This window comes from Embleya sp. NBC_00888 (assembly GCF_045207655.1).
Lineage (GTDB): Bacteria > Actinomycetota > Actinomycetes > Streptomycetales > Streptomycetaceae > Embleya.
This window is the reverse complement of sequence record NZ_CP108785.1, coordinates 2,695,401-2,710,153: the sequence shown is the minus strand read 5'-3', so window position 1 is coordinate 2,710,153 and position 14,753 is coordinate 2,695,401. Positions and strand designations below refer to the sequence as shown.

The following is a 14,753-nucleotide window of genomic DNA, read 5'->3' as shown; positions in this document are numbered from 1 at the left end:
CGACTCAGACGTCGGCGGGGGCCGGCGGGCGCAGCGCGTACCCCTGGCCGAATGTGCGCAGGGTGCGCGCGACGGCGCGGCGGGCGTAGGTGTTCGGGGCGGCCGCACCCGGGTCGGAGCCTGTCTCGAGACCGCCCGCGGGCAGGCTGCGCAGTGCCTCGGCCGCCTCCGCGCGCAGTCGCGGGCTGAGCATGCCGAGCGCGGAGGCCGCCCGCCGTGTCGCGGCGGGTGTTGCGGTGGGGTCGGCCAGGAGGGTGCGCAGTTCGGCTGCCGCCGCGTCGAGGAATCGCGGGCCGAGCTCGCCGAACAGCCGGGCCGCGCGGGTGCGGGTGTACCGGCTCGTGTCGGCCCGGGCCAGGGCGGTACGGAAGACCTCGGCGGCTTCGGGGAGGTGGAGGGGGCTCAGGAGGGCGAGCCGGCGCGCGATGTCCACGCGGTCACCGGCGCCGGCCTCGGCGGACCCGAGCAGGTCGCGCAGCGCCCGGATGCCCTCGGTCCGGTATCCCTGCCCGAGCTCCGCCAGACGCTCCGCCGCGGCACCGCGGGCGGCAGGCGGGCAGTCGGGAGCGGCGATCAGGGCGCGCAGGTGCTCCGCGCCCTCGGTGACGTATCCCGGGCCGAGTTCGCCGAGGGCGCGGGCCGCGAGCGTGCGGACGGCGGGTGTATCGCTGCGGGTTGCCAGGATCGAGCGGAGGACGTCGGCGACGTCGGCGGTGCGGCCGGCGTGCACGGTAAGGAGCTTGCGGGCCGCGTCCACGCGTTCGTTGGCAGGCCTGTCGCGCGCGGTGACGATGGCTTCGAGTACGTCCGCGGCTTCATCGGTGTATCCCGGGCCGAGCAGGGCCAGCGTCTGCGCGGCGTCGATTCGGGCGGCGACGTCGGCATGCGTTTCGTCGATCACGGCCCGAAGGAGGGAAGCAGCCTCGGAAGCGCACCCGTCACCGAGGCCGCCGAGCCGGCTCGCGGCGGCTGTCCGGGTGCGGGGGGCGGTTTCGGACGAGAGGGCGAGGGTGCGCAGGCGTGTCGCGGCTTCCTCGATGTATCCCTGCCCCACAGAGTCCAGTAGTCCGGCCGCCCACACCCGCTCCTCCGGATTCGCCCAGGTCGAATCGGCGATCGATCGGAGCACGGTGGCGACCTCGTGCCGGTAGTCCCAACCCAGGTAGGACATCTGGAGCGCGGCCTCCGCGCATCCGCGTGCTGTGCTGTCGGGCGCGGCGAGCACCGCTCGATACACGTCGACAGCCTCACCGACGAAGCGTCGTCCTTGAACGGACAGCACACGCGCCGCGTCCGCTTTCAGGCTCGCGTGCACGTCCGGTGCTTCGACGATGGCGCGCGCGAACGTCGCCACTTGGGACAGGTACTCGACACCGAGCCCCTGCAGGGTCTGTATGGCGCCGAGCCGGAAGCCGTCCAGGATATCCGGATCGGCGATGATCGATCGAAGCGCGGCCACGGACGTGGTGGTCTCCTCGGACGAGAGGCGAGCCAGGGCCCGTGCGGCCCTGATGTGTACGCCGTGGAGGGAGCCGGGATCGTCTCGCAATCGGTGGAGTACCTCGATGATCTCGACCGGTGGGGAGGCCTCGAGCCGGACGAGAGCGTCGGCGGCCGCGACCCGCAGGAAGGCGTCCGTATCCGAGGCCACCAGCACCGCACGCAGTGCCGCCATGGCCGCCGGGACGTGGCCCGGCCCCAGGTCGGCCATGCTCGTCGCCACGGCGAGTCGGTCCCCGCTGTCGACATCAGGTGCGTCGAGCATCGTGCGCAGGACGTGGGCGGCCTCCGCGACGTGGTCGGGACCCAACTTGGCGAGGTTCACGGCGGCAAGCCTGCGCCACGAGGCATGCGTCCTGGGGTCGGTCGATATCGCACGTAGTGCCGCCGCGGCCTCGACGACGTGCTTCGGGTCGATTCGGGCCAGCGTTTCGGCGATGGAACAGCGGTCGAAGAGAGAGGTGTTGGGTGCGACGAGGAGTCGGCGCAGGGTGGTGACGGCCTCGAGCACGTATTCCGGGGCGACCCTTGCCAACGCCGCCGCGCTGTCTTCCTTGGTGCCGGCGCCCGAGTCGGGGGCGATGAGTTCCGCACGCAGGATCCGCACCACTTCCGGCAGGAGATCGGGGCTCAGCTCGGCCAGTTTCATCGCGATCTGGTAGCGGTCGTAGGGATGGGCATGCGGTGCGGTGAGGTCCGACCGCAGTATCGCTTCGGCGTCCGGCAGCAGACGGGGGTCGAGTTCGACCAACCGCGACGCCCCGTCTCGGCGGTCGGACGCCGAGGTGCCCGGAGCGGCACAGGCCGCTCGGAGCGCCCGTGCGGCCTCGGGGATGAACGCCCGGTCGATCTCGCGCAACGCCAGCGCGGCCTGCCCGCGATCGTCGATGTCGGCGTCCTCGGCGGTGAGGATCGCCACCAGGGCCTCGACACCGGGCGTCGTGTGTTCCCCGCCCGGACGGACGCAGATCGATGCCGCGTCCACGCGTACGTGGGCGGGAGCGCGGTCCGAGGACAGCACGGCGCGCGCGAGGTCGGCGGCCTCGCCGGCGTGTTGTGGTCCGAGGTCGGCGAGTGCGCGGATCGCCGCGATTCGGGTTGCCGAAGGACCGTTCTCGGCGTTCAGCACGCCGCGCAGGATGGCGAGCGCGGCATCGGGATCGTGGATGGCGAGCGCTTGCGCGATTTCCACGCGCAGGTCGTCTCGGCGGTGGCAACCGCCCACGTACTCGTCGAGCGCGGCGCGGACGCCCGGCTCCGGGGCCAGGATCGCGGCGTCCCGGATGGCGTTTTGCACGGACTTCGGCCTGTCCTCGTTGGACAACGTCAACAGCAGGTGCGCCACGAACGAGTCGGTATGCGTTGCCGAGGCCGGAATCCCGCCCGCGAGCAACACCCCGGCGAGCGCCGAGTAGTCGCCGGTGCCCCGATTCAACCAGCCCAGGATCGTGTCCCCCGTGCCATGCAGATGGGCGTGGTGGGCGAGCACGGCGTGGGCGAACAGGTCGCCGTCGATCGCGCGATGCACGACGTACGTCCAGGCGGCCTCGGCCGCGTCGAAGTGCCTGGGCAACTCGTTCGCGCGGGTGCTCGCCGCGATGTGTTCGGCGAAGCTGTAGTGGGTGAAGCGCAGGAAATCGGTGTGGTGGGTGAAGACGCCGGCCGTGCCGAGGACCGAGGTGACCAGGCTGCCCCATTCCGGAACGCCGCGGCGGGTGGGTCGGCAGCCGTGTTCGTCGAGCCGGTCGAGGGCGAGGTCCAGGAGGGTTCGGGTGGCGGCGGCCGGGTCGGTGACCACGGTGACGGCCAGATGCTCCACGAGTTCGTCCCGGTGTTCGAACAGGAAGGCCGCGCTTGCCCGGTGGGCGGCCGAGCGTGGGGTCCAGCGGTGCAGGACGGTTTGTTGTTGCTCGTGCACCTCCTCCAGGTGCGCGTCGGCCAGCAGCGTGAAGTAGTCGCAGTAGAGGGTGAATCGGCTTCCGGGCAGCGGGGTGCCGGGTTGCTTGCGGTAGACGAGCGCGGCGACGGTGGCCAGCAGCGGGACCCGGACCAGGTCGCGGATCCCGGCCGCCTCGGTCTGCCGCAGGAAGCCGTCGGTCAACTCCGGCCCGTCCGCGTGGTCGTGGAACCAGCGGTGGGCGAACTCGCGCAACTGCTCGCGGTCGAACGGTTCCAGCGTGTACGTCCCGGTCGCCGCGTGCTGGAGCGGGGCAAGTTCGTCGTTGGGCAATGGGCGGGTGGTGATCAGCAGCCGGAATCGCCCGTCCGGATTGCGGACCCGGCCGGCCAACTCGGCGACCAGGCCGCGCCGTCGCTCGGGATCGGTGATCTCGTCGAGGCCGTCGACGATCAGCAGGCAGGTGGTGCCCTCGGGCAGGTGGTCGAGCAGGTCGTCCGGGAGGGGGCGGTCCAGGTGCGGGGCCAGTTCGGCGGAGAGGATGCGGACCAGGCGGGGGACGAGCGCGCTGCGGTCGGCGGCGAGGCGCCCGGCCGTGACCCGGAGCGGCAACAGGCGTTCGGCGTCGGCACCTCGGCTCGATTGGGCTTCGTAGGCGGTGGACAGGGACGCGGCCAGTTGCAGGCTCAGCGTGGACTTGCCCTGGCCCGCGCCGCCGGTGATCAGGACGTGGCGGTGCAGGCCGAGGGTCTCCTCGGCGGCGCGCGCGGGGGCCACCGGATGCACCGTCGACTCCACGGTCGAGTCCACGGGCACGAAGTGCCGCTTGCGTCGCTCCTCGTCGTGTCGGTGTCGGAACAGGTGCCGCTCGCGGTCGCGCAACTCCTCGCGTGGCTCGGCCGGTTTCGTGGTCGGCGCGCTGCGGGCCTGTTGGCGGACGTACACGGTGGCCAGGCCGTCGAGCGGCGCGTCGTACAGCCGGTAGGTGAAGTTGCGCGCCGCGATGATCTGGGCGTGCAACAACTCCCGTAGATGGGGCGGCAATGAGGGCGTGGTGTCGGCGGCCGAGGGGTGCCGGTTCCAACCGAGCACGATCCGCGCGCCGTGGTCGTCGTTGCGCTGTTGCGGTGGTGGGAAGCCCAGTTCGGGCAGGACGCGGTGCAGGTGGGTGTGTACGGTGGCCAGATCCAATGCCTTCGGGCCACCGGGGACGCCGTGTTCCAGGATGTCGATCAACCGGCCGGTGAAGGCGGTGTATCGGCCGCCGATCGGTGCGACCGCTTGTCGGGTGGCGGAGGCCGCGGCGAGGACGTAGGTGCCTTCCACGCGGGACATCTCGGCCAGTCGGGCGTCTTGGGGCACTTGCGGGGCACTCGGGCGCATGGATTTCGATTTCGGGTCCGTCGTGTCTTCTCCCGACCCGCCCAACCCTGTTCCGCCCGGTTCCATCGCGTCCGGTCGCGGCGCGTCCGGTCCCATCGCGCCGGCGAGGGCTCGGCCGGCGAAGCAGCAGTCCAGGAGTACCGCCTTGGCGGGGACCCGACGGGCCGAGCGCAGCACGTGGCGGACGTCCTGGAAGGGCAGTGCGGTGTACGGCCGGTCGGGTCGGCACCGGGGGAGGGACAGGAGCAGGTCCTCGGTGTCCGGCGAGATCAGGCCGTGACCGGCGTAGTACAGCAGGACCAGATCGGTCGCGGCGCCGGCCGCGTCGCTGAGCGCGTCGAGGACCTGGTCCCGGTGCTCGGGCTGCTCGATCACCACGCAGTTCCGCGCGGGCAGGCCCCACACTCGCGGGTCGGTCAGCAACTCCCGTAAACGCACCAGGTTTCGGGCCACGGCCGGGAGCGGCGCGAGATGCTCGAAGTCGTACGCGCCGACCAGGACCACGCGTGACCCCTGCGGGTCGTGCGGCCCGGCGCCCGTGCCACTCACGCCGCTCCGTGTCGGGTCGCCGGCTCGCCGACGAGTTGCACACGCATCCATCCCCCTTGGCCTGCCGAGCAGTTCAGCGTAGTGGGGTCGGGGGGTGGGGGAGGAAGGCTTGGGGGTGTGGGGGATCGCGACTGTGGTCTGTGGTTGTGGTCTGTGGGTTGGGTGCTCTGTGGTCTGTTGTCGGGGTGGTGCGTTGTCACCGGGGTTGTCTCGGGAGGGGTCGCGCGGGTCGGGGTTCGGGAGCGGGGTCGTGGGGGCGGGGCGTTGGGGGGCGCGGCGGGGCTCGCCGGGCAGCTTCGTGGGTCGGCCTCGTCGTTCGGCCCGGTGGTTCGGCCTGGTGGTTCACTCGTGTGGGTGATCCCTCCACGAGTCGGTCGAGCGATGGCGCGTATCCGCGGGAGGGTGATTGCGGCCGGGCCGGATGGGGTGCGCAGAGTCCGCCGACCGGTGCCTTCGCGGGCCCGTCGCGGGTGTGTCCCAGACGTGCTGCGGGCGGGTCACAGGTGTGACCGAGGCGTGACGTGCGTTCGGCGGCGGTCGTTTCACCCATCGAACGCGGAGCCGCCGGAGGCTCTTGTCCCCGTTCGAGTTGGAGGCTGTCGTGTGTGGTTCCCAGGTACCCGGACCCCGCTCGTTCGCCGCGTCGACGTGGCCGGAACGGTATGCACGACCGGACCCGGACGCGAGCTGTCCGATGTGTCGCAAGGATTTCACCGCACCCGACATCGGGTGGGGATTGTTGCTCAAGCGCGGTGTGTACGGCAACGCGTACCTGTGGCGCGCCGGCCGGGTGCGTGGATACATCGTGGTGGTCTGGACCGGCGGACACGTTGCTCGGCTGACCGCGCTGTCGCCCCGGCAACTCGCGGGCTTCATGGCCGAGGTGATCTCGGCGGGGCGCGCGATCGAGGCGCACTATCGGCCGGTACCCAAGCTCAACGTATCCCTGTTGGAGAACGACATCCCGCACCTGCACGCACATCTGATCCCACGTCACCCCACCGAGCCCACCCCGGAGCACCCGCCACCCTTCGCCCACCTGGACCACGACCATCAGGACGAGACCCGCATCCAATCCGACGCCGCGGCCCTACGCGCCCTCCTCGCCTACACAGGCGCAACCTACGCCGCAGAAACCGGCGAGGGCGGCCCATGAACGCCGCCCCGTGAAGGACAACCGCCCACCACCCACCACCCACCACCCACCACCGACCCGCCCGCGACCGGCGAACCTCCCGGGCGGGGAGGGCCCGCATGGCGACGAGGGGCGTCCTGGGGGCGGTCGGGCGGTGGGACAGCAGGCCGCCGACACCGTCTCGCCTGGGTGGTGGGCGGAGGCACCGGCCGGGGCGGGGGAGGCCGGTTGGGCCGGTTGGGCAGGGCGGTGATCTGGGGGACGGTCTCGGTCGGGTGGCGGGTCGGGGGACCCTTTCGGCCGGACGGCACGGAACTCCCGGGCGGGGAGTGGCCGCAGTGTGACGCGGGGCGCTCTGGAGGGGGTGGCCGGAGGTGGGACGACAGGTCGCCGGGCCGTCTCGCCGTGGCGGTGGGCGAGTGGGGCCGGTCGGGGCGGGCGGAGGTCGGCGCGGCTGATCGGGCTGGGCTACTCGGCCCTCGGTCCGATTGTCCCGGCCGATTTCCGCCTGAAGACCCGCAGCCGCAGCCACGTCGAGCGACGCATCGCCGTGGGCACGCGTGGCGATACGGGGGTCGGCCGCGGGGCTCGGATGCGCAACCTACGCGACCCGCGCGGCGCTTCTCATGTCAGGGCCTCGCCGGGAGGATCACCATGTCCGCCGAGGCCGTGGGGCTACGCGGCTCGCGTCGTGTTCGCCGGGATCTCGAAGATGATCTCGAATCCGTCGCGCTCGTTTCCCCGTTCACCGACACGCGTGAAGCCGAAGCCCGCGATGGTGGCCAGGGAGGCGTCGTTGTCGGATCGGATGGTGGCCCGCACCGTCCTGACATCGGGTTCGGCGGCGGCCCTGGCGAGTAGCGCCGTCAGCATGGCGCGGGCATAGCCCTGGCGGCGGTACCCGGGCGCGACGGTGTAGCCGATCTCGACCATGCCGGCCTCGTCCGGCGGCCCATGGAATCCGCCGTCGCCGACGACGGTCCCGTCCGGCTCGGACACCGCGGCTCGCGTGATCCAGGGCGCGGCAGTCGGATCCTTGGCGAGTTGGTCGGCGCGATAGCCGAAGATCCAGCGGGCGCGGTCGCCGACGAAGTACTCGTCGAGGGAGACCCCGGCTTCGGCGCTGCCGCCGGCGAGGTCACCGTCGGCAAGCGCGCGCAGCGCCTTGGCGCCGAGTTCGACGAAGCGGACGCGCTTGGGGATGGAGAGAGGTTCGTTGTTCATCGCGGAGATGTTCGTCTGGAACCGGAATGTTGTCCACCGCTTTTGCGGCACTGATGGGCATGGCGGTCGTTCCGGTCGGTTGGGTCGTGTCACGAGAAAGGGCGGACGGACGCCACGATGCCTACGTCGAACCCATTTCGCGATCGATCGCCTCGCCTGGACATGCGGCTGACGGTGCTCACTCGGCAGCTCGACGCGTTGGTGGGCAAGGCCGGGCGGGACGCGCGCGGCGAGGTGCGGTGGCGTGTGTGCACGGTCGGGAGCCGCCCGAGACGTTCCGGTCCATCCCACCTGTGGAATCGACCCGCGGATCGCGACCGACAGCCGCTCGCCCGTGGCCGGCCGCGGACCGGTGGTGACGCCGTTCGCGCACCGTGTTCCACCGCCTCGCCGCTTCCGGCAGAGCGCGCCGGCGCGTCCTGGTTCGGCCCCGAAACGGTAGCCCGTGGACCACTGCCCTGCCGGTGATCACGCCACCGGCCGGCACGGCGTCCCGGGTCGGGCCCGGCTTCGGATCGCTCGGGATGTCGGGTCGGCGGAAGCTAATGTCGACCCGTGTCTTCCTTGGATTCGTCGGGCTCGTGCCGTGCGCTGTGCTCACCGCGCCCGGTGCGGGCTCTGCGCTCGCTGCGCAGCGTCGTTCCAACCCGCTCGGCTCGCCCGGCTCGCTCATGCCGCTCGGCCCGCTCATGCCGCTCGGCCCGCCCGATCCGTCAGTGCCGCCCGACACCCGTACTGCATAAGGATGTTCGCCCATGGCAGCCGTCGAAGTGAACCCTTCTCCCGATGACGCCTCCGGCGATGATCGCCCCGAGCGGGTCGGCTATCGGCGGTCGGCGGGGTCGCCGCGTGGGGAGGCCAGGCGGCGGGAGTTGTTGGATCGGGTCACCGACGATCTTGCGACCAATGGGCTTGTGGACTTTTCGTTGCGGCGGGCCGCGCGCGCGGCCGGGACCACGCACAAGGTGCTGCTTTATCACTTCGATGGGGCCGACGACCTGCTGAAGCAGGCGATTCTGCAGCTTCGCGATCGGCGGATAGGCAGGTCGACGGCTGCTGCCGACGGGCCGACCCGGTTGTCGTTGGCGGAGTGGGTGCGGGTGGTGTGGCCGATTCTGGTCGGCGAGGAGGCGCGGGTGCTCGACCAGGCCATCGGGCTGGCGATGTACGACCCCGACCGGTACGCGGAACTGGGCCGGGGGGCGTCCCAGCAATACCTGCCCACCCTGCTGTCCATCTGTCCCGAGCACTGGTCGGATCGGCGCAAGCTCGAAGTCGCCGAGATGGTGCTCGCGGTGCTCCGGGGTTTCCTGGTGGACGCGCGGACCAGCGGTGATCTGGACGGGGTCGCCGCCGGGTTCGACGCCTTGACCCGGGCGCTGGAGCGGGAGGAGGCCGCCGACGCATAGGTGCCACCGGTCGTGCCGGATGTGCCGGCCGTACCCGCCGTCCCGTCCCGGCCGTGCTCGCGGCGTTCCGGCGCCCACGCTCCCCGTGGACAGTTTGCGAACCACGTGGTTCACTTCCTTCAAGGATGAACCTCGTCTCCTCGGAGGTCGGCGTGCGAGCGTCCACGGAACGCGAGAAGGTCCACTTCGTCAGCGCCGGCACGCGATGCGCCGCCTGGCACTATCCGGGCACCAACGGCGCCTGTGTGATCATGGCCGGCGGCTTCGCGGTGACCAAGGAACCGGGCACCGACCCGTTCGCCAAGCGCTTCCACGACGCCGGGTTCGCCGTCCTGGCCTTCGACTACCGCAGGCTCGGCGAGAGTGACGGGCAACCGCGTCAGGTGGTCCGGATCGGCGAGCAACTCGCCGACTGGCAGGCCGCGATCGAGTTCGCCGGGACACTGCCGGGCGTCGACCCGACCCGGCTCGCCGGCTGGGGATTCTCGGTCTCCGGCGGCCACCTCCTGCGCGTCGCGGCGCGCGGCACCTCGCGCCTCGCGGCGATGATCGCGCAGACGCCGAACACGGACGGCCCGGCCGCCCTGCGCAACGCGGCGCGCTTCCAACGACCGCTCGCGCTGCTGCGCCTGACGGGCCTGGGGATCCTGGACGCGCTCGGCGGTGCGCTCGGTCGCCCACCTCGACCGGTACCGCTCGTGGCACCGCCGGGAACCGTCGCCCTGTTGGCCACGCCGGACGCCCAGGAGGGGAACGACGTGCTCAACCCGGGCAACGCCTACCCGGATTGGCAGCAGGCGGTCGCGGCCCGCTCGGCGCTCGCCCTCGGCTGGTACCGACCGGGCCGGGACGCTCCCCGGGTGCGCTGCCCATTGCTGGTGGTGGTGTGCGACCAGGACCGGACCGCGCTCGCCGAACCGGCCGTCGCCGTGACGCGGCGGGCCCCGCGCGCCGAACTCGTACGTGTGCCGGGCCACCACCACGCGCCCTTCACCGCCGAGCACGAGCAGGTAATCGAGGCCGAACTGTCTTTCCTGCGACGCCACTTGACCGAAACCGACCCCATGCCGCGGCACCCCGTGGCCACCGTCCCAACGAGCGCCCCCGCGGCCACCCCCACCCCCGCCGATTCGCGGAGTTGAAGACGATGCCCATCCGGGAGATCGAACTGTCCGCCGGCACCATCGAATACGAGGACACCGGCGGTACCGGCCCCACGATCGTGCTGTTGCACGGGTTGCTGATGGACGCCTCGTTGTGGGACGCGCCGATCGCCGCGCTGTCCGCCGATCACCGCTGCGTGGCACCCACGTTGCCGCTCGGCGCGCATCGTCGCGCGATGCATGCCGATGCCGACTTGTCCCTGCCCGGAGTCGCCCGGCTGGTGGCGGAGTTCCTCGATCGCCTCGACCTGGCCGATGTCACCCTGGTCGGCAACGACACCGGCGGGGCGCTGGTGCAACTGCTCATGTGCGACGGCGCCGCGCGGGTGGGCCGGGTCGTCCTCGCCTCATGCGACGCGTTCGACAACTTCCCGCCCGGACTGACCGGCAGAACACTCGTGCTCACCGGCAGGCTCTCGCCCCGGATGTTCGGGCTGTTCATGCAACAGATGCGGCTTCGGCTGCTCCGGCGGCTGCCGATCGCGTTCGGATGGCTGACCAAGCGCGGCGACGCCGCCACCGCCCGCTGGGTCCGGCCGGTGTTGACCCGACCCGAGATCCGCCGCGACGCCGTCCGGATGTTGCGCGCGCTCGGCGCGGACACCGACCTCCTGCTCGTCGCGGCCGAGAGCCTGCCGAGCTTCGACCGCCCCGCCCTGGTGGTCTGGGCCGGCGAGGACCGCGTCATGCCCCCGGAGCACGGCCGCCGCCTGGCCGAACTCCTGCCGCACGCACGCCTGGTCGAGATCCGGGACAGCCATACCCTGATCCCGCTCGACCAGCCCGCCGAACTCGCGGAAGCCATCCGCGAGTTCACCCGCACCGCAGATCCGGCGGCGCCATGACCACCGTGCGGGGCACGCGCCCGACGGCGGAGCGCGATCACGTCGCTCCCACGTCTCGGCGCCGCCCGCGCCGACCCCGACCGGGACGCGCGGCCCCCGGCGCCGTTCCGGACCCCGCGCCGACCGCGCCGCCGCTCCGGTCCCCGCTCCGGTCCCCACTCCGGTCCCCACTCCGGTCCCCGCTTCGGGGAGCCGCGTCCGTACCGGCGGTGCGCACGAGGCCACGCACCATGGCGACGCCCACCGCCACCGCGAGCGCGTGCAGGACCGCCGCGTACGCGAGGTCTTCCGGCAGCGTGGTCCCGGCCGGGTGCGCGAGCGCGAGATAGAGCGTGAACGGCAACTTCCAACCGCTCCACGCGAACAGTGAGCCCGACCCGATCCAGCCGAGGGCCACCGGCAGCCAACGCGGCAACCGGGCCGGCCGACCCCACGCGAGCAGGCGGCCGGCGATCGCCGCCATGAGGGCCCAACCGCCCCAGATGCCGGTCAGGATCCGCCATTGGGCGTCGCGTGCCTCCGGGTGCGCGACGCCCAGCGTGCCGCCCATCGCCCAGTACAACCACACTGCCCCGAGCACGGCGCCGCCGACCGCCGACCACGGGACCCGACGGCGAGCGGGCCCGGTGGCCGTGTCTCGATCACCGACGCGTCCGGCGAACACGTCCGGCCGACGCCGCAACAGGTACGCGGGCAGCGCGAGGGCCAGACCCAGCCCCATCCCGACGAAGCCGATCTGGACCAGCGCCGCCTCCCAACCCGGCATCGACGCGTCCTCCGCGCCCGTGCCGGCATCGCCGGCCGCCTCCAGGCCCGCGCCCGCATCCCCGCCCGCGTCGGTGCCCGAGTCCGAGTCGCCGCCCGATGTCCACACCGAACTCAGCACCGCGTACGGCAACATCGGCACCAGGAAACCCGTACCCACCCACGTGCAGAACGCCAAGGGAGCGCCGGGAATCCGCATCCCCCACGGCCGGACGAGCGCGAGCGCGACGACGATCCCGATGCCCGCCATGCCCACCGTCGCCGTGTTGAGCACCACCCACTCGGTCAGCCCGAAGCCCGATCCGATCGGCAACACCCCGACCAGGGAACCGATCACCCACGACACCTTGATCAGCAGATACGGGGTCAACGCGAGCGCCGCCCCGTACGCTCCGACACGGCCCGATCGATCCCACCACCGCACCGGAACTCCCCTTTCGTCGACAGGAGTTCCAGCCTCCATCGACGACCTGCCGCGCACATCGGTCGAGCGGCGGGGCGCCCGTCCCCCGATCGGGGGACGGGACGGGTGAACCCGAGAGCGAGTGGGGGCCGAGGAGCGGGTTCGATGGGCCGACGAGCGGGACCGGCCCGTGCGTTCGCTACGTCCGGGGCGCGCCGTACCAGCGCCACGAGGTGCGGCGCGCACGGCCCGGGAGTTCGGCGCGCCCGGTGGCCCACAGCAGCGTCGGCCACGGGTCCGTGTCCTGAGGTACGTCGGGGAAGAGCCGGGCGAGGACGCGCGCGCACAGGTCGGCGGGCGGAGCCCAGGGCAGTGCGAGACCCTCGGCCAGGTCGTGGGTGTGCACCAGGGTCTCCACGATGCCCATCGCGGCGAAGCCCTCGGGGTCCGAGGCGCCGTGGCCGTGGTGGGCGCGCACGCTCGACGGCGTGGTCCGGGCCATGGCGACGAGCAGCGCGCCGCTCGCCTCCAACACCTGCAACAGGCCGTCGGCGCCCGCCGCGCGGTCCGCGTGGATCACGTTCGCCGGTCCGCCGGGCCGTCGACTCCACCACACGAACGGCACCTCGCCCGCCATGGGCGGGACGCCGGGGCCCAGTTGCGCGGCGTACGCGAAGAGGTCGTCGCTCAGGTGCTCGACCGTTTCCCAGCAGTCCCACTCCAGTGAACCGGCCTTGGCGTCCCAGGCCTCGGTGGGCACTCCCCGGAGCGCGGCCACCGCGAGTTGTACGGCCCGATCCAGATCGTCCGGCGTCACCGGACCCGGTGAGGCGGACGTGGCGTCCGAGGAGGGTCCGGACATGGCCTCTTCAGCTGATTCGCGCATGGATGCGACCGTATCGCCACCTCTTCGCGAACACGAGGCGCACCCTGCCGCGCCCCGGCGCCGGTCGGCCGGGCCGGCACCCGTCGGGCGCGCCGGCGGCCGCGCGGCCGAGAATGCCGCCACCTGCTAGCGCCGCGCCTCGAACCACGTGATCGTGACGTCGTTGGAAAACGATTCGCGGGCGGTCACGGCGAACCGCGTAGGGTCGAACTCCCCGTCGAACAGCGGGGTTCCGCCTCCCGCCACGACGGGGTAGCTCTTGATGTTCAGCTCGTCGATCTCGGGCAACAGCGTGCCCGCGAGCCGGCCCCCGCCGCACAGCCAGATGTCCCGGCCGCCCTCGCGCTTGAGCTCGCGGACCAGGGCGAGCGGGTCGCCGTCGACCACGGTGACGGCCGGGTCGGGGGACTGCCCGAGGCCGCGGGCGACCACGAACTGGCGCAGGTGCGCGTACGGGCTCGGCAGGCCGTGTTCGAGTGCGGGGCGATAGGTGCCGTGGCCCAGCACGACCGTGTCGAAGCGCAGATTCGGCGTGTCCGTGAGGCCCGCCCGCGCGCATGGCGGTGGGTACGGTCTCCGGATACCGCGCGTTGACCCACGCGGCGTAGTCGGTGGCCTGCCGCTCGTCGCCGACGGGGTAGAAGTCGACCTGCCCCGCCGGGCCGGCGATGTAGCCGTCGATGGAGACTCCGATGTAGTAGACCAGCTTTCGCATGCAAATAACTCCAGACGTAGTACTCTTCCTGAAGTGGTCAGAACATAGTACTACGACTGGAGTGGTGTCAATGGTCCGCAGGAACGCCGAGCGTCGGGCGGCGCTCGTCGATGCCGCCATCGAGGTGCTGGCGAAGGAAGGCGCCCGAGGGCTGACCTTTCGGGCAGTGGACGTCGAGGCAGGGGTGCCGACGGGCACGGCCTCCAACTACTTCGCCAGCCGCGACGAGCTGCTCACCCAGGCGGGCGCCCGGGTCTACGAACGGCTTCAGCCCGACGAGGCGCTGATCGCGCGGCAGCGGGCGAGTACGCCGGACAAGGAGGCGTACACGGTGCTGATGCGGGAGGTGGTCGGTCGGGTCAGCGCCTTCCGGACCGGCTATCTGGCCCTGCTGGAACTGCGTCTGGAGGCCACCCGGCGACCGGAGTTGCGCTCGGTGCTCACCGAGCGGGTCCGCGCCGACGTGGCCGCCAACGTCGCCTATCACGAACAGTCCGGGCTGCCCGGCGACGCGACCGCCGTCCGCCTGCTCTACCTGGCGTTCAACTGGCTCATCGTCGAACAGCTCACGCTGCCGGGGGTGTTCTCGGAAGCCGAGCGCGAACACCTCGTCACCGCGGCGGTCGACCGCATCGTGAACCCCTGACCGACCCCGGACGGTGCGGACCGTGCCGGGAGCGGCCGTTCGGGTACGGCGCGGAGCCGGCGGTCGGGGCGCGGACGCTGCATCCGACCGCCCTCCGGGCCGGGTTCGGGCGTGACGTCCCTCCGCTGCCGGTCGTTGGTCCGGGCGGAGGTGTGCGTCCCGGCGCGCGCGGGTCGGGTCCCAGTGCCCGGTGTGCGGTGGCCGCGGACACCGCCGCGTACCGGGGGCGACAC

Annotated in this window: 9 protein-coding genes and 1 pseudogene; 5 read left to right on the top strand and 5 right to left on the bottom strand. The window is 72.2% G+C overall.

The window, feature by feature from the left end; genetic code table 11:
* Positions 1 to 4: 4 nt before the first annotated feature.
* On the bottom strand, positions 5 to 5,329 hold the full coding sequence (locus OG948_RS46165) for a caspase, EACC1-associated type (protein WP_331771002.1): 5,325 nt from the start codon (positions 5,327 to 5,329) through the stop codon (positions 5 to 7).
* Between the two features lie 694 nt (positions 5,330 to 6,023).
* Between OG948_RS46165 and OG948_RS46160 the strand changes: the two genes are divergently transcribed.
* Positions 6,024 to 6,485, top strand: a complete 462-nt coding sequence (locus OG948_RS46160) for an HIT domain-containing protein (RefSeq protein ID WP_331771001.1) — start codon at positions 6,024 to 6,026, stop codon at positions 6,483 to 6,485.
* Positions 6,486 to 7,139: 654 nt separating this feature from the next.
* Here OG948_RS46160 and OG948_RS46155 read toward each other — a convergent pair.
* A complete protein-coding gene (locus OG948_RS46155) occupies positions 7,140 to 7,688 on the bottom strand; it encodes a GNAT family N-acetyltransferase (protein WP_331771000.1) in 549 nt (182 codons plus the stop codon).
* A gap of 755 nt (positions 7,689 to 8,443) precedes the next feature.
* Between OG948_RS46155 and OG948_RS46150 the strand changes: the two genes are divergently transcribed.
* From OG948_RS46150 to OG948_RS46140, 3 genes are all read left to right on the top strand, one after another.
* Entirely contained in the window at positions 8,444 to 9,097 is a 654-nt protein-coding gene (locus OG948_RS46150; protein WP_331770999.1) for a TetR/AcrR family transcriptional regulator, read from the top strand.
* Between the two features lie 125 nt (positions 9,098 to 9,222).
* Positions 9,223 to 10,239, top strand: coding sequence for an alpha/beta hydrolase (locus OG948_RS46145; RefSeq protein WP_406300642.1), 1,017 nt, complete (start codon positions 9,223 to 9,225; stop codon positions 10,237 to 10,239).
* 5 nt (positions 10,240 to 10,244) lie between these two features.
* A complete protein-coding gene (locus OG948_RS46140; RefSeq protein WP_331770997.1) occupies positions 10,245 to 11,105 on the top strand; it encodes an alpha/beta hydrolase in 861 nt (286 codons plus the stop codon).
* A 37-nt stretch (positions 11,106 to 11,142) separates the two neighbouring features.
* Here the strand turns inward: OG948_RS46140 and OG948_RS46135 are convergent, their stop codons facing one another.
* The 3 genes and pseudogenes from OG948_RS46135 to OG948_RS46125 all read right to left on the bottom strand — a co-directional run bounded on the left by OG948_RS46135 (position 11,143) and on the right by OG948_RS46125 (position 13,874).
* Positions 11,143 to 12,294 carry a hypothetical protein gene (locus OG948_RS46135; RefSeq protein ID WP_406300641.1) on the bottom strand — a complete coding sequence of 384 codons (1,152 nt, stop codon included), beginning with the start codon at positions 12,292 to 12,294 and terminating at the stop codon, positions 11,143 to 11,145.
* Positions 12,295 to 12,472: 178 nt separating this feature from the next.
* Positions 12,473 to 13,159 (bottom strand): hypothetical protein, encoded by a 687-nt coding sequence (locus OG948_RS46130; RefSeq protein ID WP_406300640.1) that lies wholly within the window; start codon positions 13,157 to 13,159, stop codon positions 12,473 to 12,475.
* A 126-nt stretch (positions 13,160 to 13,285) separates the two neighbouring features.
* A pseudogene (locus OG948_RS46125) lies at positions 13,286 to 13,874 on the bottom strand (dihydrofolate reductase family protein).
* Between the two features lie 70 nt (positions 13,875 to 13,944).
* On the opposite strand from OG948_RS46125, the gene OG948_RS46120 reads away from it, so the two are divergent.
* Complete coding sequence (locus OG948_RS46120; RefSeq protein WP_331770995.1) at positions 13,945 to 14,520, top strand: TetR family transcriptional regulator; 576 nt, start codon at positions 13,945 to 13,947, stop codon at positions 14,518 to 14,520.
* The last annotated feature ends 233 nt before the right edge of the window (positions 14,521 to 14,753 follow it).